Annotated in this window: 18 protein-coding genes; 16 read left to right on the top strand and 2 right to left on the bottom strand. The window is 51.9% G+C overall.

Annotated elements, in window-relative coordinates:
• The 11 genes from KXR87_RS20080 to mscS all read left to right on the top strand — a co-directional run.
• On the top strand, positions 1-336 hold a 336-nt coding region (locus tag KXR87_RS20080; RefSeq protein WP_437433978.1), incomplete at its 5' end, for a transketolase-like TK C-terminal-containing protein.
• A 315-nt stretch (positions 337-651) separates the two neighbouring features.
• On the top strand, positions 652-1,095 hold the full coding sequence (gene cmtB / locus KXR87_RS20075) for a PTS mannitol transporter subunit IIA (RefSeq protein ID WP_437433977.1): 444 nt from the start codon (positions 652-654) through the stop codon (positions 1,093-1,095).
• A 26-nt stretch (positions 1,096-1,121) separates the two neighbouring features.
• Positions 1,122-2,501, top strand: a complete 1,380-nt coding sequence (locus tag KXR87_RS20070; RefSeq protein ID WP_437433976.1) for a PTS mannitol transporter subunit IICB — start codon at positions 1,122-1,124, stop codon at positions 2,499-2,501.
• 20 nt (positions 2,502-2,521) lie between these two features.
• Positions 2,522-3,799 carry a zinc-binding dehydrogenase gene (locus KXR87_RS20065; RefSeq protein ID WP_437433975.1) on the top strand — a complete coding sequence of 426 codons (1,278 nt, stop codon included), beginning with the start codon at positions 2,522-2,524 and terminating at the stop codon, positions 3,797-3,799.
• Positions 3,796-4,767 carry a class II fructose-bisphosphatase gene (gene glpX, locus KXR87_RS20060; RefSeq protein WP_437433974.1) on the top strand — a complete coding sequence of 324 codons (972 nt, stop codon included), beginning with the start codon at positions 3,796-3,798 and terminating at the stop codon, positions 4,765-4,767. Before KXR87_RS20065 ends, glpX begins: the two co-directional genes overlap by 4 nt.
• A 15-nt stretch (positions 4,768-4,782) precedes the next feature.
• A complete protein-coding gene (locus tag KXR87_RS20055) occupies positions 4,783-5,292 on the top strand; it encodes an MltR family transcriptional regulator (protein WP_437433973.1) in 510 nt (169 codons plus the stop codon).
• Entirely contained in the window at positions 5,289-5,999 is a 711-nt protein-coding gene (locus tag KXR87_RS20050) for a nucleoside/nucleotide kinase family protein (protein ID WP_437433972.1), read from the top strand. Before KXR87_RS20055 ends, KXR87_RS20050 begins: the two co-directional genes overlap by 4 nt.
• A 282-nt stretch (positions 6,000-6,281) precedes the next feature.
• Positions 6,282-7,301 (top strand): erythrose-4-phosphate dehydrogenase, encoded by a 1,020-nt coding sequence (epd, locus tag KXR87_RS20045; protein ID WP_437433971.1) that lies wholly within the window; start codon positions 6,282-6,284, stop codon positions 7,299-7,301.
• Between the two features lie 49 nt (positions 7,302-7,350).
• A complete protein-coding gene (gene pgk, locus KXR87_RS20040; RefSeq protein WP_437433970.1) occupies positions 7,351-8,514 on the top strand; it encodes a phosphoglycerate kinase in 1,164 nt (387 codons plus the stop codon).
• Positions 8,515-8,614: 100 nt separating this feature from the next.
• Complete coding sequence (gene fbaA / locus KXR87_RS20035) at positions 8,615-9,694, top strand: class II fructose-bisphosphate aldolase (protein WP_437433969.1); 1,080 nt, start codon at positions 8,615-8,617, stop codon at positions 9,692-9,694.
• A 187-nt stretch (positions 9,695-9,881) separates the two neighbouring features.
• Positions 9,882-10,757 (top strand): small-conductance mechanosensitive channel MscS, encoded by an 876-nt coding sequence (gene mscS, locus KXR87_RS20030; protein ID WP_437433968.1) that lies wholly within the window; start codon positions 9,882-9,884, stop codon positions 10,755-10,757.
• Positions 10,758-10,803: 46 nt separating this feature from the next.
• On the opposite strand, the gene dctP is transcribed toward mscS, so the two are convergent.
• A complete protein-coding gene (dctP, locus tag KXR87_RS20025; protein WP_437433967.1) occupies positions 10,804-11,853 on the bottom strand; it encodes a TRAP transporter substrate-binding protein DctP in 1,050 nt (349 codons plus the stop codon).
• Positions 11,854-12,059: 206 nt separating this feature from the next.
• Between dctP and argO the strand changes: the two genes are divergently transcribed.
• Both argO and KXR87_RS20015 read left to right on the top strand, forming a co-directional pair.
• The gene (argO, locus tag KXR87_RS20020; RefSeq protein ID WP_437433982.1) at positions 12,060-12,701 is read left to right on the top strand and encodes an arginine exporter ArgO; all 642 of its coding nucleotides are present in this window, start codon (positions 12,060-12,062) and stop codon (positions 12,699-12,701) included.
• 88 nt (positions 12,702-12,789) lie between these two features.
• Positions 12,790-13,530, top strand: coding sequence for an oxidative stress defense protein (locus KXR87_RS20015; protein ID WP_437433966.1), 741 nt, complete (start codon positions 12,790-12,792; stop codon positions 13,528-13,530).
• A 31-nt stretch (positions 13,531-13,561) separates the two neighbouring features.
• Here KXR87_RS20015 and argP read toward each other — a convergent pair whose 3' ends face one another.
• Positions 13,562-14,461, bottom strand: coding sequence for a DNA-binding transcriptional regulator ArgP (gene argP / locus KXR87_RS20010; protein ID WP_437433965.1), 900 nt, complete (start codon positions 14,459-14,461; stop codon positions 13,562-13,564).
• Between the two features lie 165 nt (positions 14,462-14,626).
• Here argP and rpiA point away from each other — a divergent pair, with 165 nt between their 5' ends.
• From rpiA to serA, 3 genes are read left to right on the top strand one after another with little or no spacing between them, the layout of a single operon-like run.
• On the top strand, positions 14,627-15,286 hold the full coding sequence (rpiA, locus tag KXR87_RS20005; protein ID WP_437433964.1) for a ribose-5-phosphate isomerase RpiA: 660 nt from the start codon (positions 14,627-14,629) through the stop codon (positions 15,284-15,286).
• Between the two features lie 40 nt (positions 15,287-15,326).
• Positions 15,327-15,587, top strand: a complete 261-nt coding sequence (locus KXR87_RS20000; protein WP_437433963.1) for a hypothetical protein — start codon at positions 15,327-15,329, stop codon at positions 15,585-15,587.
• Positions 15,553-16,785 (top strand): phosphoglycerate dehydrogenase, encoded by a 1,233-nt coding sequence (gene serA / locus KXR87_RS19995; RefSeq protein WP_437433962.1) that lies wholly within the window; start codon positions 15,553-15,555, stop codon positions 16,783-16,785. The genes KXR87_RS20000 and serA overlap by 35 nt, the downstream gene beginning before the upstream one ends.
• The last annotated feature ends 58 nt before the right edge of the window (positions 16,786-16,843 follow it).

Genomic DNA, 16,843 nt, shown 5'->3' with positions numbered 1-16,843 from the left:
ATCTTCATCGCCACCGGTTCTGAAGTGGAGCTGGCGGTTGCGGCATGGGAGAAACTGACTGCCGAAGGCGTGAAGGCGCGCGTGGTGTCCATGCCGTCCACCGACGCGTTCGACAGGCAGGATGCAGCTTACCGTGAATCTGTGCTGCCAAAAGCGGTGTCCGCGCGTGTTGCCATTGAAGCGGGCATTGCGGACTACTGGTACAAATACGTGGGCCTGAACGGCGCGGTCATTGGCATGACCACTTTCGGTGAGTCTGCCCCGGCGGAGCTGCTGTTTGAAGAGTTTGGTTTCACCGTTGAGAACGTTGTTGCCAAAGCAAAAGCACTGCTGTAATTGCGAGAAACATGACAAAGGGTCGCTCAGGCGACCCTTTTTTTATGCCTGTAGTTTTTTATTTTTGTCAGAGGCAAGTGCTTTAGTGTGATATTCATTACAAAATCATAAAATAAGTTAGTTGTAATTTTGCTATGGTGATCGCGTAAATGCTATTGCAAAATTTATTTTGATTTACAACGCATTGATTTATATCGCATCTAAAACAGGACTTATTCTTATCGTCGCTTTTGTCCAGAGATTGATCTCATTCTTAGGCAAGCGTATTTTATTTTTGACCGCACTTTATACCCGAAAATAAAATAAGGATAATTCATGCGACTGATTGATTATTTTCCGGAGAAATCCGTATCAATAATAAATTCGGTGAATGATTGGCAGGAAGCTATTGATACTTCCATGTCTGCGCTGCTGTTTAATCATTATGTTACCCCCGACTATATACAAGCTATTAAAGATTCGACGTTAAAAAATGGGCCTTATTATATTCTCGCGCCAGGCGTTGCAATGCCGCATGCTCGCCCGGAGTGTGGCGCGTTAAAAACTGGAATGTCATTAACGCTACTTAAAGAAACCGTTAATTTTGGTGAGGCTAATGAACCCGTTAAATTGCTTATCGGATTATCCGCCGCAGATGCAGATTCACATATCGGTGCTATACAGGCATTAAGCGAACTATTATGTGAGGAGGAATCACTTACCGAGTTGTTAGCGGCAAAGTCAGAAAAACAGCTGGCGGATATTATTGCTCGCGCATAATTATTTTCTCATTTCAGGATATTATTATGGAACACAAGTCTGCTCGTGCGAAGGTCCAGGCTTTTGGGGGATTTTTAACCGCAATGGTTATCCCCAATATTGGCGCTTTTATTGCCTGGGGTTTTATCACCGCGCTATTTATCCCGACCGGTTGGCTGCCAGATGAGCATTTCGCCAAAATCGTCGGGCCGATGATTACCTATTTATTACCAGTCATGATCGGTTCCACCGGCGGGTTTCTGGTTGGAGGTAAACGCGGCGGAGTAATGGGAGGAATCGGCACCATTGGCGTCATTGTGGGGGCGGATATTCCAATGTTCCTCGGCTCGATGATCATCGGTCCGCTCGGTGGCGTGATCATTAAATATATTGATCGGGCGCTGGAAAAGCGTATTCCTGCCGGTTTTGAGATGGTCATTAATAACTTTTCGCTCGGTATTGCCGGGATGATCCTCTGCCTGCTGGGGTTTGAGGTTATCGGTCCGGCCGTGCTTATCGCGAATAATTTCGTCAAAGAGTGTATCGAAGCGCTGGTCCACGCGGGCTATCTGCCTCTGCTGTCATTGATCAACGAACCGGCGAAAATTCTCTTCTTAAACAATGCCATCGATCAGGGGGTTTATTATCCGCTGGGGATGCAACAGGCTTCGGAAACCGGAAAGTCTATTTTCTTCATGGTTGCCTCTAACCCCGGGCCGGGCTTAGGTCTGCTGCTGGCCTTCTCCTTTTTTGGCAAAGGTATGGCGAAGAAGTCAGCGCCAGGGGCGATGATTATCCACTTCCTCGGCGGCATCCATGAACTCTACTTCCCGTATGTGCTGATGAAGCCGCTGACGCTTATCGCCATGATTGCAGGGGGCATGAGCGGAACATGGGTATTTAATCTGTTAGGTGGCGGGCTGGTAGCAGGTCCAAGCCCAGGCTCTATTTTTGCTTATCTCGCGTTGACCCCGAAAGGTTGTTTCCTCGCGACCATTGCCGGCGTCACCGCAGGAACCCTGATTACCTTTCTTATTACTTCTTTCATTTTGAAAATGGAGAAAAATAGCGAAGCGGCAGACGAAGATTCATTCAGTGACTCTGCTAAAGCAGTGAAGGTTATGAAACAGGAAGGGGCGTTTTCATATCGCACTATAAAACGCATTGCTTTTGTTTGTGACGCCGGAATGGGTTCAAGCGCAATGGGCGCAACCACATTCCGTAAGCGTCTTGAAAAGGCGGGACTGACAATCGAGGTTCATCATTACGCTATCGAAAATGTACCAGACGATGCCGATATGATTGTGACTCATGCCAGCCTTGAGGGGCGAGTAAAACGCGTTACGAATAAACCCCTGGTCCTCATTAATAACTATATTGGCGACCCGAACCTGGATGGGCTCTTTAAACATCTTACCGCCAACTAGTATTATTTTCTGGAGTCGTTATGAAAACCAAAGTGGCTGCTATTTATGGCAAGCGGGATGTTCGCATCCGTGAATTTGAATTGCCAGAAATAACTGAAAATGAATTATTGGTCAGCGTTATCTCCGACAGCGTGTGTTTATCAACATGGAAAGCCGCCTGTCTGGGAAGCGAACATAAACGCGTTCCGAATGATCTGGAAAACCATCCGGTCATTACCGGACATGAATGCGCAGGAATTATTGTTGAGGTAGGTAAAAACCTGGTCGACAGGTATAAAAAAGGGCAGCGTTTTGTTTTGCAACCCGCAATGGGTTTGCCCAGTGGTTATTCTGCCGGATATAGCTATGAATATTTTGGCGGGAATGCAACCTATATGATCATTCCCGAAATCGCCATCAATCTGGGGTGCGTATTACCGTATCACGGCTCCTATTTTGCGGCGGCATCGCTGGCGGAGCCAATGTGTTGCATTATCGGTGCCTATAACGCCAATTATCACACCACGCCGTATGTTTATGAGCACCGGATGGGGATTAAACCTGGCGGGAATATCGCACTGCTGGCCTGCGCCGGGCCAATGGGGATTGGTGCCATTGATTACGCGATAAACGGTGGTATTCAACCCTCGCGCGTGGTGGTGGTGGATATCGATGAAGCCCGCCTGGCGCAGGCGAAAAAGCTGTTACCGGTTGCGCTGGCGTCGGCAAAAGGCATCGAGCTTATCTATGTGAATACCCGTGACATGGACAACCCCGCAACGCAGCTGCGGGCGCTCACCGGTGATGCCGGTTTTGATGACGTTTTTGTCTACGCCGCCGTACCGTCCGTGATTGAGATGGCCGACGAGCTTCTCGCCGAAGATGGTTGCCTGAATTTCTTTGCCGGGCCGACCGACAGCCAGTTTAAGGTTCCCTTTAACTTCTACAACGTGCATTACAACAGCACGCATGTGGTGGGCACATCCGGTGGTTCAACGGATGACATGAAAGAGGCGATTGCTCTCAGTGCGACCGGTCAGCTCCAGCCATCCTTTATGGTGACCCATATTGGCGGACTGGATGCGGTGCCTGATACCGTTCTTAACCTACCGGATATTCCTGGCGGTAAAAAGCTCATCTATAACGGCGTGACGATGCCGCTGACGGCAATTACCGATTTTGCTGAAAAAGGGAAAACCGATCCGCTGTTCAGTGAACTGGCACGGCTGGTTGAAGAGACGCACGGCATCTGGAATGAGAAGGCGGAGAAATACCTGCTGGCCCATTTCGGCGTGGATATCGGGGAGGCTGCGGCATGATGTCTCTGGCATGGCCGCTCTTTCGCATTACGGAACAGGCAGCGCTGGCTGCCTGGCCGCAAACCGGGTGTGGCGATAAGAACCGAATCGATGGGCTGGCGGTCACCGCCATGCGTCAGGCGTTGAATGATATCGCTATTCGCGGGCGCATCGTGATTGGCGAGGGGGAGATTGACCAAGCGCCAATGCTGTGGATTGGCGAAGAGGTTGGTCGTGGTGTCGGGCCGGAAGTGGATATTGCGGTCGACCCTATTGAAGGCACACGGATGGTGGCGATGGGGCAGAGTAATGCCCTGGCAGTCATGGCGTTTGCACCGCGCGGCAGTCTACTCCATGCCCCTGATATGTATATGAAGAAACTGGTCGTTAATGGACGGGCTGCCGGGGCTATCGATCTGGCGTTGCCGCTGGCGGAAAATTTACGCAACATCGCCAGCGCGCTGGGTAAACCTCTGGAGAGCCTGCGGATGGTTACCTTGGACAAACTACGCTTACAGCCCATGATTGCCGAAGCCACACGCCTCGGGGTGAAAGTGTTTGCCCTGCCGGACGGCGACGTCGCAGCCAGCGTATTGACCTGTCAGCAGGATAATCCTTATGACCTGATGTTCACCATCGGTGGCGCGCCGGAAGGGGTGATCTCTGCTTGCGCGGTCAAGGCGCTGGGCGGTGATATGCAGGCGGAGTTGATTGACTTTTGCCAGGCAAAAGACGACAGCGCCGAAAATCGCACGATCGCGCAGCAGGAACGCCAGCGTTGCACGGAAATGGGTGTAGAGGTCAACCGTGTCTATTCGCTGGAGGAGTTGGCAGGGGGGCGTGACATCCTCTTTAGCGCGACCGGTGTGACTGGCGGCGATCTGGTTAATGGCATTCAACAGGTAGCGAACGGTGTGCGCACGCAAACTTTACTGATCGGCGGCGCGGATCGGACGTGTAATATAATAAACTCCCTGCATTCATGGTGATTTATCGAGAGACGAATGACGACGCTGACAGAAGATGATGTGCTTGAGCAACTGGACGCTCAGGAGGACTTATTTGCGTTTATGACGGTGGCACATGACATCTTGCTACTGGGGATTAAGCGCTTTCTGCCGTCGCTGTTCGTCGATAACGATGAAGAGATCGTGGAATATGCAGTGAAGCCTTTGCTCGCGCAAAGCGGGCCGCTTGACGACATTGATGTGGCGTTACGACTGATCTATGCGCTGGGGAAAATGGATAAATGGCTCTATGCCGATATCACCCATTTCACTCAGTTTTATCAGTATCTGAAAGACCAGACTGAGATCCCAGGTTTTGCTGACGATATCACCTGGGATTTCATCAGTAACGTGAATTGTATAACCCGTAATACCACTCTGTATGGTGCGCTAAAGTCGATGAAATTTGCCGACTTTGCCGCCTGGTCTGCGGTTCGCTTTAGCGATATGGTCAAGACGGCACTCACGCTTGCGGTAACGGCAATATTAAAGGAACTCTCGCCGTGAAAATCGCACTGACGGTGAATGGGCTACAGACAGAGGCCCATTACCATGATGATGAAATAGAACATGTTCATAAGCCCTTGCTGCGAAAACTGGCACAAGTACATGCCGCGCATTCTGCGCGACGGACCATCGTCTTTCTCAGCGCCCCGCCCGGCACGGGAAAATCAACGCTTACGACCTTCTGGGAATATCTCTGTCGCCGGGATGCCGACCTGCCCGAGATCCAGACGTTACCCATGGACGGTTTTCATCATTACAACAGCTGGCTGGATGCGCAGGGTTTGCGGCCTTACAAAGGCGCACCGGAGACGTTTGATGTGGCGAAGCTTGAGCAAAACCTGCAACAGATTCGCGAGAGAGATGGTACATGGCCGCAGTACGACAGACAAAAGCACGATCCGGTCGAAGAGGCCGTTATTGTGACGGCGCCGATGGTTATTGTAGAGGGTAACTGGCTGTTACTGGATGATATCCGCTGGCGGGCGTTAGCCCGGTACTGCGATTTTTCGCTCTTCATCAACGCGCCTGCTGAGGTTCTTCGGGAGCGGCTTATTGCCCGGAAGCAGACGGGAGGATTAACGTTGTCGGAGGCGGAAGCATTCTATATCCAGACTGATGGTCCCAACGTTGAACGCGTACTGACGTGCAGCTGCGTGCCTGACCTGACACTGTTTATGTCCAGCGATGGGCGCTATAACATTGCCTGAAAGGCAGCCAACCCTGTGAGTCAGCTGGAAGGCGACAGAGTGGAATAATTGCCCGCTGGATTGGCCTTAAAATGTGACGCAGGTCAGATAATTGTTCAGTCTGGCGGGACAGCCGTTCCTTTTATTCCATGATTCGCTTATTCTAGCTGAAGCGTTTCAGTTGTTTAAATGTTCGACAAATAATCAATCAGTTGTCGTTTGTGACAGGCGAGGATTCCCCTCTGAAGGTTGCTGCATTACTCTGTTAGCCACTTCAGGACAGGTTAGCCTTGCAGGAGATCTATGACCGTACGCATAGCGATAAATGGCTTCGGTCGCATCGGGCGCAATGTGGTTCGTGCTTTATATGAATCCGGGCGACGAGCGGAAATCACCGTGGTGGCGATTAATGAACTGGCCGATGCCGCAGGCATGGCCCATTTATTAAAATACGACACCAGCCACGGGCGGTTTGCATGGGATGTGCATCAGGAACGTGAGCAGCTATTCATCGGCGATGATGTTATCCGCATTCTGCATGAATCTGAGCTCGCACAACTGCCCTGGCGAGAACTGGGCGTTGATGTTGTGCTTGATTGCACGGGCGTGTTTGGCAACCGTGAACATGGGGAAGCCCATCTTGCCGCTGGTGCCAAAAAAGTGCTTTTCTCCCATCCTGGTAGCAACGATCTCGACGCGACGGTGGTTTTTGGCGTAAACGAAGCGCTACTTCGTGTCGAAGACCGGATTGTGTCAAATGCCTCCTGCACGACAAACTGTATTATTCCGGTCATTAAGCTGCTTGATGATGCGTTTAGCATTGAGTGGGGAACGGTAACCACCATTCACTCCGCCATGCACGACCAGCAAGTTATTGATGCTTACCACCCGGATTTGCGTCGCACGCGCGCCGCCAGCCAGTCCATTATCCCGGTGGATACCAAACTGGCCGCAGGAATTACCCGTATTTTTCCGCAATTCCATGATCGTTTTGAGGCAATTGCGGTCCGTGTACCGACCATTAACGTGACGGCAATAGATCTGAGCGTAACGGTCAAAAGTCCGGTAAAAGCCAGTGAAGTCAATGCGTTGCTGCAAAAAGCAGCACGTGGGACTTTTCATGGTATAGTTGACTATACGGAATTACCGTTGGTTTCAGTTGATTTTAACCACGATCCCCACAGTGCCATTGTCGACGGCACGCAGACGCGGGTCAGTGGTTCGCACCTTATTAAAACCCTGGTGTGGTGCGATAACGAATGGGGCTTTGCTAACCGAATGCTCGACACGACGTTAGCGATGGCCGCGAAAGGTTTCAGGTAGGGTGTAAGTTGCACCCGCAAAACTTTATGAATCATTGAGAGGATTCACCATGTCTGTAATTAAGATGACCGATCTGGATTTGGCAGGTAAACGCGTTTTCATTCGTGCGGATCTGAACGTACCGGTTAAAGATGGCAAAGTGACCAGCGATGCACGTATTCGTGCTTCTCTGCCGACCATCGAACTGGCGCTGAAGCAGGGTGCAAAAGTAATGGTTACCTCCCACCTGGGCCGTCCAACCGAAGGCGAGTACAATGAAGAATTCTCTCTGCTGCCGGTTGTTAATTACCTGAAAGACAAGCTGTCGAGCCCAGTACGTCTGGTTAAAGACTACCTGGACGGTGTTGAAGTCGCAGCAGGCGAGCTCGTTGTTCTGGAAAACGTTCGCTTTAACAAAGGCGAGAAGAAAGACGACGAAGCGCTGTCCAAAAAATACGCAGCGCTGTGCGACGTATTCGTAATGGATGCTTTCGGTACCGCGCACCGCGCGCAGGCGTCCACGCACGGTATCGGCAAATTTGCTGACGTTGCTTGTGCTGGCCCGCTGCTGGCAGATGAGCTGGAAGCACTGGGTAAAGCGCTGAAAGAGCCTGCCCGTCCGATGGTGGCTATCGTTGGTGGTTCTAAAGTTTCCACTAAACTGACTGTACTGGACTCACTGTCTAAAATTGCTGACCAACTGATCGTCGGCGGCGGCATCGCGAACACCTTCGTTGCCGCTCAAGGCCACAACGTGGGTAAATCCCTGTATGAAGCGGATCTGGTTAGCGAAGCTAAACGTCTGCTGACCACATGCGATATCCCGGTCCCTACTGACGTTCGCGTGGCGACCGAGTTCTCTGAAACCGCAACCGCAACGCTGAAATCCGTCAGCGACATTAAAGACGAAGAGCAGATTCTGGATCTGGGCGACGCCTCTGCTGAGAAACTCGCTGAAATCCTGAAAAATGCGAAGACCATTCTGTGGAATGGCCCGGTCGGCGTGTTCGAATTCCCGAACTTCCGTAAAGGTACTGAAATTGTTGCTAACGCTATCGCTGACAGCGAAGCGTTCTCCATCGCAGGTGGTGGTGATACCCTGGCAGCAATCGACCTGTTCGGTATTGCTGACAAAATTTCCTACATCTCTACAGGTGGCGGTGCGTTCCTCGAATTCGTGGAAGGCAAAGTGCTGCCAGCAGTCGCCATGCTCGAAGAGCGCGCTAAGCAGTAAGTATTCAAAAGGGCAGGGTAACCTGCCCATTTTTCAGCGCGCGTAAAGCTCGCGAACTATTTTTCCAACGGTCGAAGATACAGAAACAGGACTCGAAAACATGTCTAAAATTTTTGATTTCGTAAAACCGGGCGTCGTCACCGGTGATGACGTTCAGAAAGTGTTCCAGGTAGCTAAAGAAAACAACTTTGCGCTGCCAGCCGTTAACTGCGTGGGCACCGATTCCATTAACGCCGTTCTGGAAACCGCTGCAAAAGTGAAAGCGCCGGTTATCGTTCAGTTCTCCAACGGTGGCGCTGCATTCATCGCTGGTAAAGGCGTGAAGACCGACATTCCTCAGGGTGCTGCTATCCTGGGTGCTATCTCTGGTGCTCATCATGTGCATCAGATGGCTGAGCACTACGGTGTTCCGGTTATTCTGCACACCGACCACTGCGCGAAGAAACTGCTGCCGTGGATCGACGGCCTGCTGGACGCCGGTGAAAAACACTTCGCCGCTACCGGTAAACCGCTGTTCTCTTCTCACATGATTGACCTGTCTGAAGAGTCTCTGGAAGAGAATATCGAAATCAGCTCTAAGTACCTGGCGCGCATGGCGAAAATCGGCATGACCCTGGAAATTGAACTGGGTTGCACCGGTGGTGAAGAAGACGGCGTGGACAACAGCCACATGGACGCTTCTGCACTTTACACCCAGCCGGAAGACGTTGATTACGCATACACTAAACTGAATGCCATCAGCCCACGTTTCACCATCGCGGCTTCTTTCGGTAACGTTCATGGCGTTTACAAACCAGGTAACGTTAAACTGACCCCGACTATCCTGCGCGACTCTCAGGAATATGTTTCCAAAAAACATAACCTGCCGCACAACAGCCTGAACTTCGTATTCCACGGCGGTTCCGGTTCTACTGCTCAGGAAATCAAAGACTCCGTAAGCTACGGTGTTATCAAAATGAACATCGATACCGACACCCAATGGGCGACCTGGGAAGGTATTCTGAACTACTACAAAACCAACGAAGCGTATCTGCAGGGTCAGCTGGGCAACCCGAAAGGCGAAGACCAGCCGAACAAGAAATACTACGATCCGCGCGTATGGCTGCGTTCCGCTCAGACTTCCATGATCACTCGTCTGGAGCAGGCTTTCAAAGAGCTGAACGCAGTAGACGTTCTGTAATCTGAGCGAGTCTTTACGCTTAAAAGCCCGCCTTCAGTGCGGGCTTTTTTATTGTCTCTTCAATGGCATGCACCGATATTAAATGTGATCCATTTGGCAAAATTCCCTCTTTTGTTTACCCTTTAGAAGTCTGTCCGCCACCGTCGGGTTGGAGTAATCTCGTACGAATCAACATAAGGAATGAAGAATGGAAGATCTCAACGTCGTCGACAGCATCAACAGCGCGGGGTCCTGGTTAGTGACAAACCAGGCGTTGCTGCTAAGTTACGCTGTTAACATCGTCGCCGCCATCGCCATCATCATCGTGGGTATGATCATTGCCCGGATGATTTCCAACACCGTAAACAAATTGATGCGCGCACGGCATATTGATGCCACCGTGGCGGATTTCCTTTCTGCACTGGTGCGCTACGGCGTTATTGCCTTTACATTGATTGCCGCTCTGGGACGCGTCGGCGTACAAACCGCATCGGTAATTGCGGTGCTGGGTGCGGCGGGTCTGGCTATTGGCCTTGCTTTACAGGGGTCGCTGTCTAACCTTGCTGCAGGGGTGTTGCTGGTCACCTTCCGCCCGTTCCGTTCTGGTGAATACGTTGACCTGGGCGGGGTGGCGGGTACGGTGCTGCAGGTGCAGATCTTCTCTACTACGCTGCGCAGTGCCGATGGCCGCATCATTGTTATCCCTAACGGCAAGATTATTGCCGGTAACATTATTAACTTCTCCCGCGAGCCGGTGCGTCGTAACGAGTTTATTATTGGCGTGGCTTACGACTCGGATATCGATCTGGTCAGAAAATTGCTCACGGACATTATTGAATCTGACGAGCGCATTCTGAAAGATCGCGAAATGACAGTACGTCTGAATGAACTGGGTGCGTCATCAATCAATTTTGTGGTGCGCGTCTGGAGCAACAGCAGTGACCTGCAAAACGTTTACTGGGATGTGCTGGAGCGCGTGAAACGCAGCTTCGACGAGCATGGCATCAGCTTCCCTTACCCGCAGATGGACGTGAATTTTAAGCGTGTCAAAGACGCGGATAATAAAGCCGCGCACGCGGAATAATCTGTTCGCCCGCGCCTAACGGCGCGGGCATCGGTTCTCACCGGGGTTAGCGCATGACAGAATCCAGTATCGGCGTTACTGCGCGTATGGTTTCCGCAGCCCCTTTAACTCCCTGTTTTTTTTGTTCCGCAGCCCAGGTTGTTTGCACCTCTGAGTAATGGCTGTCAGCCTGCCAGGCCATTTGTTCTTCATGACTCAAATACCGTACCGTCACCCCTTCGTCCTCCATCTTTTTCACCAAAGAGACCACGCTACTGTCCAGCACTGTTCCCATGTTGGTTAGCGTGCTGGCAGCGGCGCGCTGTATGGCTTGTTGATCCTGTTTTTCAAGACCATTCCAGGTCTCCTGATTCATGACCAGGAGGTAAACATGCCCGAGCCACAGTGAAGGTGAGAATAAAAGGTGGGGAGCGACATGATGTGCCTTCAGGTCATATCCACTGTCGAGATTCACAATCAACCCTGAGAGTTTACTGTTGCCTAATGCCTCAGCGATGGCGGGTGTCCAGGGCATCGTGACCGGGGTTGCGCCCGCATTCTTCAGAAAACCCTTGTGCCAGAAGCTGGCGGTGCGCCAGGTTTCTCCCTTCAGATCGGCTAAGGTTTGCAGAGGTTTGGCACTAAAGAAACCGGCCGGGTAGCCGAGGAAAAATTGCAGGTTAACGAGGTTATTTTTCTTCAACTCCTCGCTGAATGCGGGTAGTTCACTGAATACGCGTCGAAAAAATTCGACTTGTTTGCCTCCCAGGCCTGGTCCTACCGGAAAGCTTTTGAAAATCTGATGTAACGGCAGTGCTTCAGGGGTGTATTCCGGCACCACAATGCCTATATCGGCTTTCTTTCCTTCCCCAAGCGTTTTCAGCGCGGCGTAACTTGTAGCGAGCTCGCCGTTCCAGTGGGCATCAATTTTTAGCCGCCCCTGTGACTCTTTTTCGATGGCGGCAAAGAAGACCGTCTTGATAAGCAGTGTGCGCATGCCGCCATAGGGTTCATGGTCGGTGTAACGCAACACTGTCTCACTTAAGGCCTGGGCTGGAATACTCAGTAAAATCATCACAAGTGGGAGGCAGCGGGAAAGGAGGGCGTTGTGTAGCATAGTAAGTCCTTTTTTAATGGAAAGCGTCTCGTCTTTATCAGGTCACAACCATAAAAAAATTCCACTTCTCGTCGGTAGTTATCGGCGGTCAAATTCTGAAAACGGCATTATCAGTAGTACTTATCAAGGATTAATTTTTTCAATTTCCTCTAATAATTTTTAGCAGGTATAGTCAGCCTGCTGAAATAAATGACGGGGAAATGAACGTGGTATCTTATTATTTTCAAGGGCTTATCCTTGGGGCGGCGCTTATTCTGCCTCTGGGTCCGCAAAATGCATTTGTGATGAATCAGGGGATCCGGCGGCAATACCATCTTATGACCGCTTTTCTTTGTACCTTCAGCGATTTGCTGCTTATTTGTGCGGGCATTTTTGGTGGCAGCGCACTGCTTATGCAGTCACCCTGGCTGCTGGCGCTGGTGACCTGGGGTGGCGTCGCTTTCCTGCTCTGGTATGGCTTCGGTGCATTCAAAACGGCGGTAAGTCGCAACATTGAACTCACTACCGCAGGAGCCATGAAGCAGGGACGGTGGAAAATTGTTGCCACCATGCTGGCGGTGACCTGGCTTAACCCGCATGTGTATCTGGATACTTTTGTCGTACTCGGGAGCCTTGGGGGGCAACTTGACGCCGTGCCGAAGCGCTGGTTTGCGATGGGGACTGTCAGCGCGTCGGTTATCTGGTTTTTTGGTCTGGCGCTGCTGGCTGCCTGGTTTGCTCCCCGACTGCGCACCGCCAAAGCCCAGCGTATTATTAATACGATTGTCGGTCTGGTGATGTGGGTAATTGCAGCTCAACTGGCAAAAGAGGGCCTTGCGCATGTTCATGCGCTATTTAACTCGGTGTAGTCTGATGGACAAACCGGCATAGCCCGCTACTCTTGCTGCGAGGCGTGCCGTTTCTTACGGGCGTGAAAAGCAACATGGAGGAGCAACTGTGAAATTCAAAATGATGGCCCTGGCGGCATTAGTAGGAGTAAGTGCAATGTCGGTTCAGGCAAGTGAACTGCCTGACGGACCTCATATTGTCACTTCAGGCACATCAAGCGTGGATGCAGTGCCGGATATCGCGACTCTGGCGATTGAGGTGAATATCGCAGCGAAAGACGCCGCATCTGCTAAGAAACAAGCCGATGAGCGCGTGGCCCAGTACCTGAGCTTCCTCGATCAGAATGGCGTGGTGAAGAAGGATATCGATTCAGCGAACCTGCGCACCCAGCCGGATTACGATTATCAGAACGGTAAGAGTGTGCTCAAAGGCTGGCGTGCAGTGCGCACCGTGGAAGTGACGCTGCGTGATTTAGAAAAGCTAAACTCACTGTTAGACGGCGCGTTAAAAGCGGGGTTGAATGAAATTCGCTCTGTTTCCCTGGGCGTTGCGCAACCCGAATCGTATAAAGATAAAGCGCGTAAAGCCGCGATTGATGACGCTGTTCATCAGGCAGAACAGCTGGCAGCGGGCTTTAATGCCAAAGTCGGCCCGGTGTACAGCGTCCGTTACCACGTCTCTAATTACCAGCCGACGCCGATGGTGCGGATGATGAAAGCGGAAGCTGCACCGGTTTCCGCGCAGGAGACCTACGAACAGCCAACCATTCAGTTCGCCGATCAGGTTGACGTGGTGTTCCAGCTTGAGCCTGCCGCCGCCCAGGGCGAACCGCAGGCCGCAGCAAAATAATACTTTTTACCCTCTCTTTCGGGAGAGGGTTTCATGACACATCCTGCCTTAAAACCTTATGCCCGTATTCCAGAAGAGCATCCGTCACGTTGCGCATCATGCGGCTTTCCGGCGCAAAGCGGTGCCAGTAGAGCATGCGACGCTGAAGCAGCCCTGGCGTCAGGTCGATTAACTCACCGGCATTCAACTCTCTTTCAATCTGCAGATGCGGGATCATGCAGCAGGTCGTGCCCTGGCGCGCCAGCTGGACAAAGGCTTCTGATGAGTTAACGATATGGCAAGGTACGCTGCCCGGCGGCAGGTCAAAGTTCTGCTGTAAAAAGGCCTGATGCATATCGTCGAGATGATCGAAAGCCACGGCGGGCGCTTTGAGCAGCGCAGAACGGGTCACACCGTTCGGGAAGTAACGTTCTGCAAAGGCTTTGGAACCCACGAACAGGTAATCGAGCGCACCCAGTTGATCGACAAGACAGCTCGGCAGCGCCTGCGGCTGAATACTCACCGCACCCACCACTTCCCCGCGACGCAGGCGTTCCTGGGTACGTGTTTCATCTTCCACTTGCAGGTTCAGACGTATGGGGGAGTCTGCCAGTACCGGGGCCAGAGCCGGTAGCAGCCAGGTGGCCAGGCTGTCGGCGTTGACCGCCAGAGAAAGCAGCAGGGGAGTCGACCCCGTCTGCTCATCGCCCAGCCACTCATCTTCCAGTAACTCAACCTGGCGCAACAACGCCAGCAATTTTTGCCCCTGTTCGGTCGGACGAGGCGGTACGGTGCGCACCAGCAGCGGTTGACCGAACATATTTTCCAGTTGCTTAATACGCTGCGATACGGCGGACTGAGTGATACACAGCTTTTGCGCGGCGCGCTCAAACCCGCGTTCACGAATGACCGCATCAAGTGCCTGTAACGTTCTGTAGTCCGGACGTTTCATTGCTTCGAGTTACTCCTGCAAAATAATTACTCAGCACTATGACATAAAAATTTGTCACTGGCAGACGAAAATACGTCTGCCAGTTATGTGACGAGGCTCACAGGGACTTTTAGCCTGCCTGTGCTTTATAATGCGGCCTGAATTTCATATCACAGGCGAACGACCATGACGCAGGACGAACTGAAAAAAGCAGTAGGCTGGGCAGCACTCGACTATGTTGAACCGGGCACTATCGTAGGTGTGGGGACAGGTTCCACCGCCGCACACTTTATTGATGCACTCGGAACAATGAAAGGGCAGATTGAGGGGGCGGTATCCAGCTCCGATGCTTCCACAGAAAAACTTAAAAAACTGGGTATTACTGTCTTTGATCTTAACGAAGTCGATCGTCTTGGGATCTACGTTGATGGCGCCGATGAGATCAACGGCAACATGCAGATGATCAAAGGCGGCGGTGCCGCGCTGACGCGTGAGAAGATCATCGCGTCCGTTGCTGACAAGTTTATCTGCATTGCGGATGCATCCAAACAGGTCGATATTCTGGGGGCGTTCCCGCTGCCGGTTGAAGTCATTCCTATGGCGCGCAGTGCGGTCGCCAGGGAGCTGGTTAAGCTGGGCGGTCGTCCTGAGTACCGTCAGGGCGTGGTGACGGACAACGGTAACGTCATTCTCGATGTATTCGGTCTGGAAATTATTGATCCGGTTGCGCTGGAGAATACGATCAACGGTCTTCCGGGCGTGGTCACGGTCGGCCTGTTCGCTAATCGTGGTGCGGATGTTGCCCTGATTGGTAGCGCCGACGGCGTCAAAACCATTGTGAAATGATCTGAGTGGGGGAGCACTTCCCCCCTCTGAAAAAAATTTGATGCCGGAATTTGGTGACTTCTGTCACATTTACCTGCCCCTCCTTATCTTCCTGCCGTACCTTAAGCCATTTTTAGCATATTCATCTGCCATTTATGGCTGTATGACTTTTCCTCACAACGGCGACGCAAACGTTCATATTGCTGCAATAGTTTTTTTTGATATGTTGACTGCAGCGGATGATATTCCACACAACATCAGTTATGACAAAAAACAGGGTCGGGTAAATGGCAAAGGTATCACTGGAGAAAGACAAAATTAAGTTTCTGCTCGTCGAAGGAGTGCATCAGAAAGCACTCGATAGCCTTCGTGCTGCAGGTTACACCAACATTGAGTATCACAAAGGCGCGCTGGACAGCGAGCAGCTCAAAGAGTCTATCCGTGATGCCCACTTTATCGGTTTACGTTCCCGTACCAACCTCACTGAAGAGATTATTGCGGCGGCGGAAAAACTGGTCGCGGTCGGCTGCTTCTGTATCGGTACCAACCAGGTTGACCTCGACGCCGCGGCGAAACGCGGGATTCCGGTGTTCAACGCCCCGTTCTCGAACACCCGTTCTGTCGCAGAGCTGGTGATCGGTGAACTGCTGCTGCTGATGCGCGGTATTCCGGAAGCGAATGCCAAAGCGCACCGTGGTATCTGGAACAAGCTCGCTGCGGGCTCTTACGAAGCGCGTGGTAAGAAGCTGGGTATTATCGGTTACGGCCACATTGGTACGCAGTTAGGCATCCTGGCGGAATCCCTCGGAATGCATGTCTTTTTCTATGACATTGAAAGCAAACTGCCGCTGGGCAACGCCACTCAGGTACAGCACCTCTCCGATCTTCTGAACATGAGTGATGTGGTCAGTCTGCACGTTCCGGAAAATGCATCGACCAAAAACATGATGGGTGCTGAAGAGATTGCCCTGATGAAACCCGGCTCGCTGCTGATTAACGCCGCGCGCGGCACGGTAGTGGATATTCCGGCGCTGTGTGATGCCCTTAAGCGTAAGCATCTGGCCGGTGCGGCGATTGACGTCTTCCCGACGGAGCCGGCGACCAACAGCGATCCGTTCAATTCACCGCTGTGTGAATTCGACAACGTGATTCTGACGCCACACATTGGTGGTTCAACCCAGGAAGCGCAGGAAAATATCGGCCTGGAAGTGGCGGGTAAGCTTATCAAGTATTCCGACAACGGCTCGACGCTGTCTGCGGTTAACTTCCCGGAAGTTTCTCTGCCACTGCATGGTGGTCGCCGCCTGCTGCACATTCACGAAAACCGCCCGGGTGTCCTGACCGCCATCAACCAAATCTTTGCGGCCGAAGGCATCAACATTGCCGCCCAGTACCTGCAAACCACGCCGATGATGGGGTATGTAGTTATTGATATTGAAGCGGAAGAAGATGTAGCGCAGAAAGCGCTACAGAGCATGAAGGCCATTCCTGGCACCATTCGCGCCCGTATGCTGTACTAATCCACTTCTGCCGGACGGAGATCCCCGTCCGGCCTGTTGTCTTATGCGCATACTTCTT

The sequence above is a fragment of the Yokenella regensburgei genome (genome assembly GCF_051486985.1).
GTDB lineage: Bacteria > Pseudomonadota > Gammaproteobacteria > Enterobacterales > Enterobacteriaceae > CBFFRJ01.
Note: the sequence above shows the minus strand (reverse complement) of the source record. Positions and strands in the feature narration are given on the sequence as shown.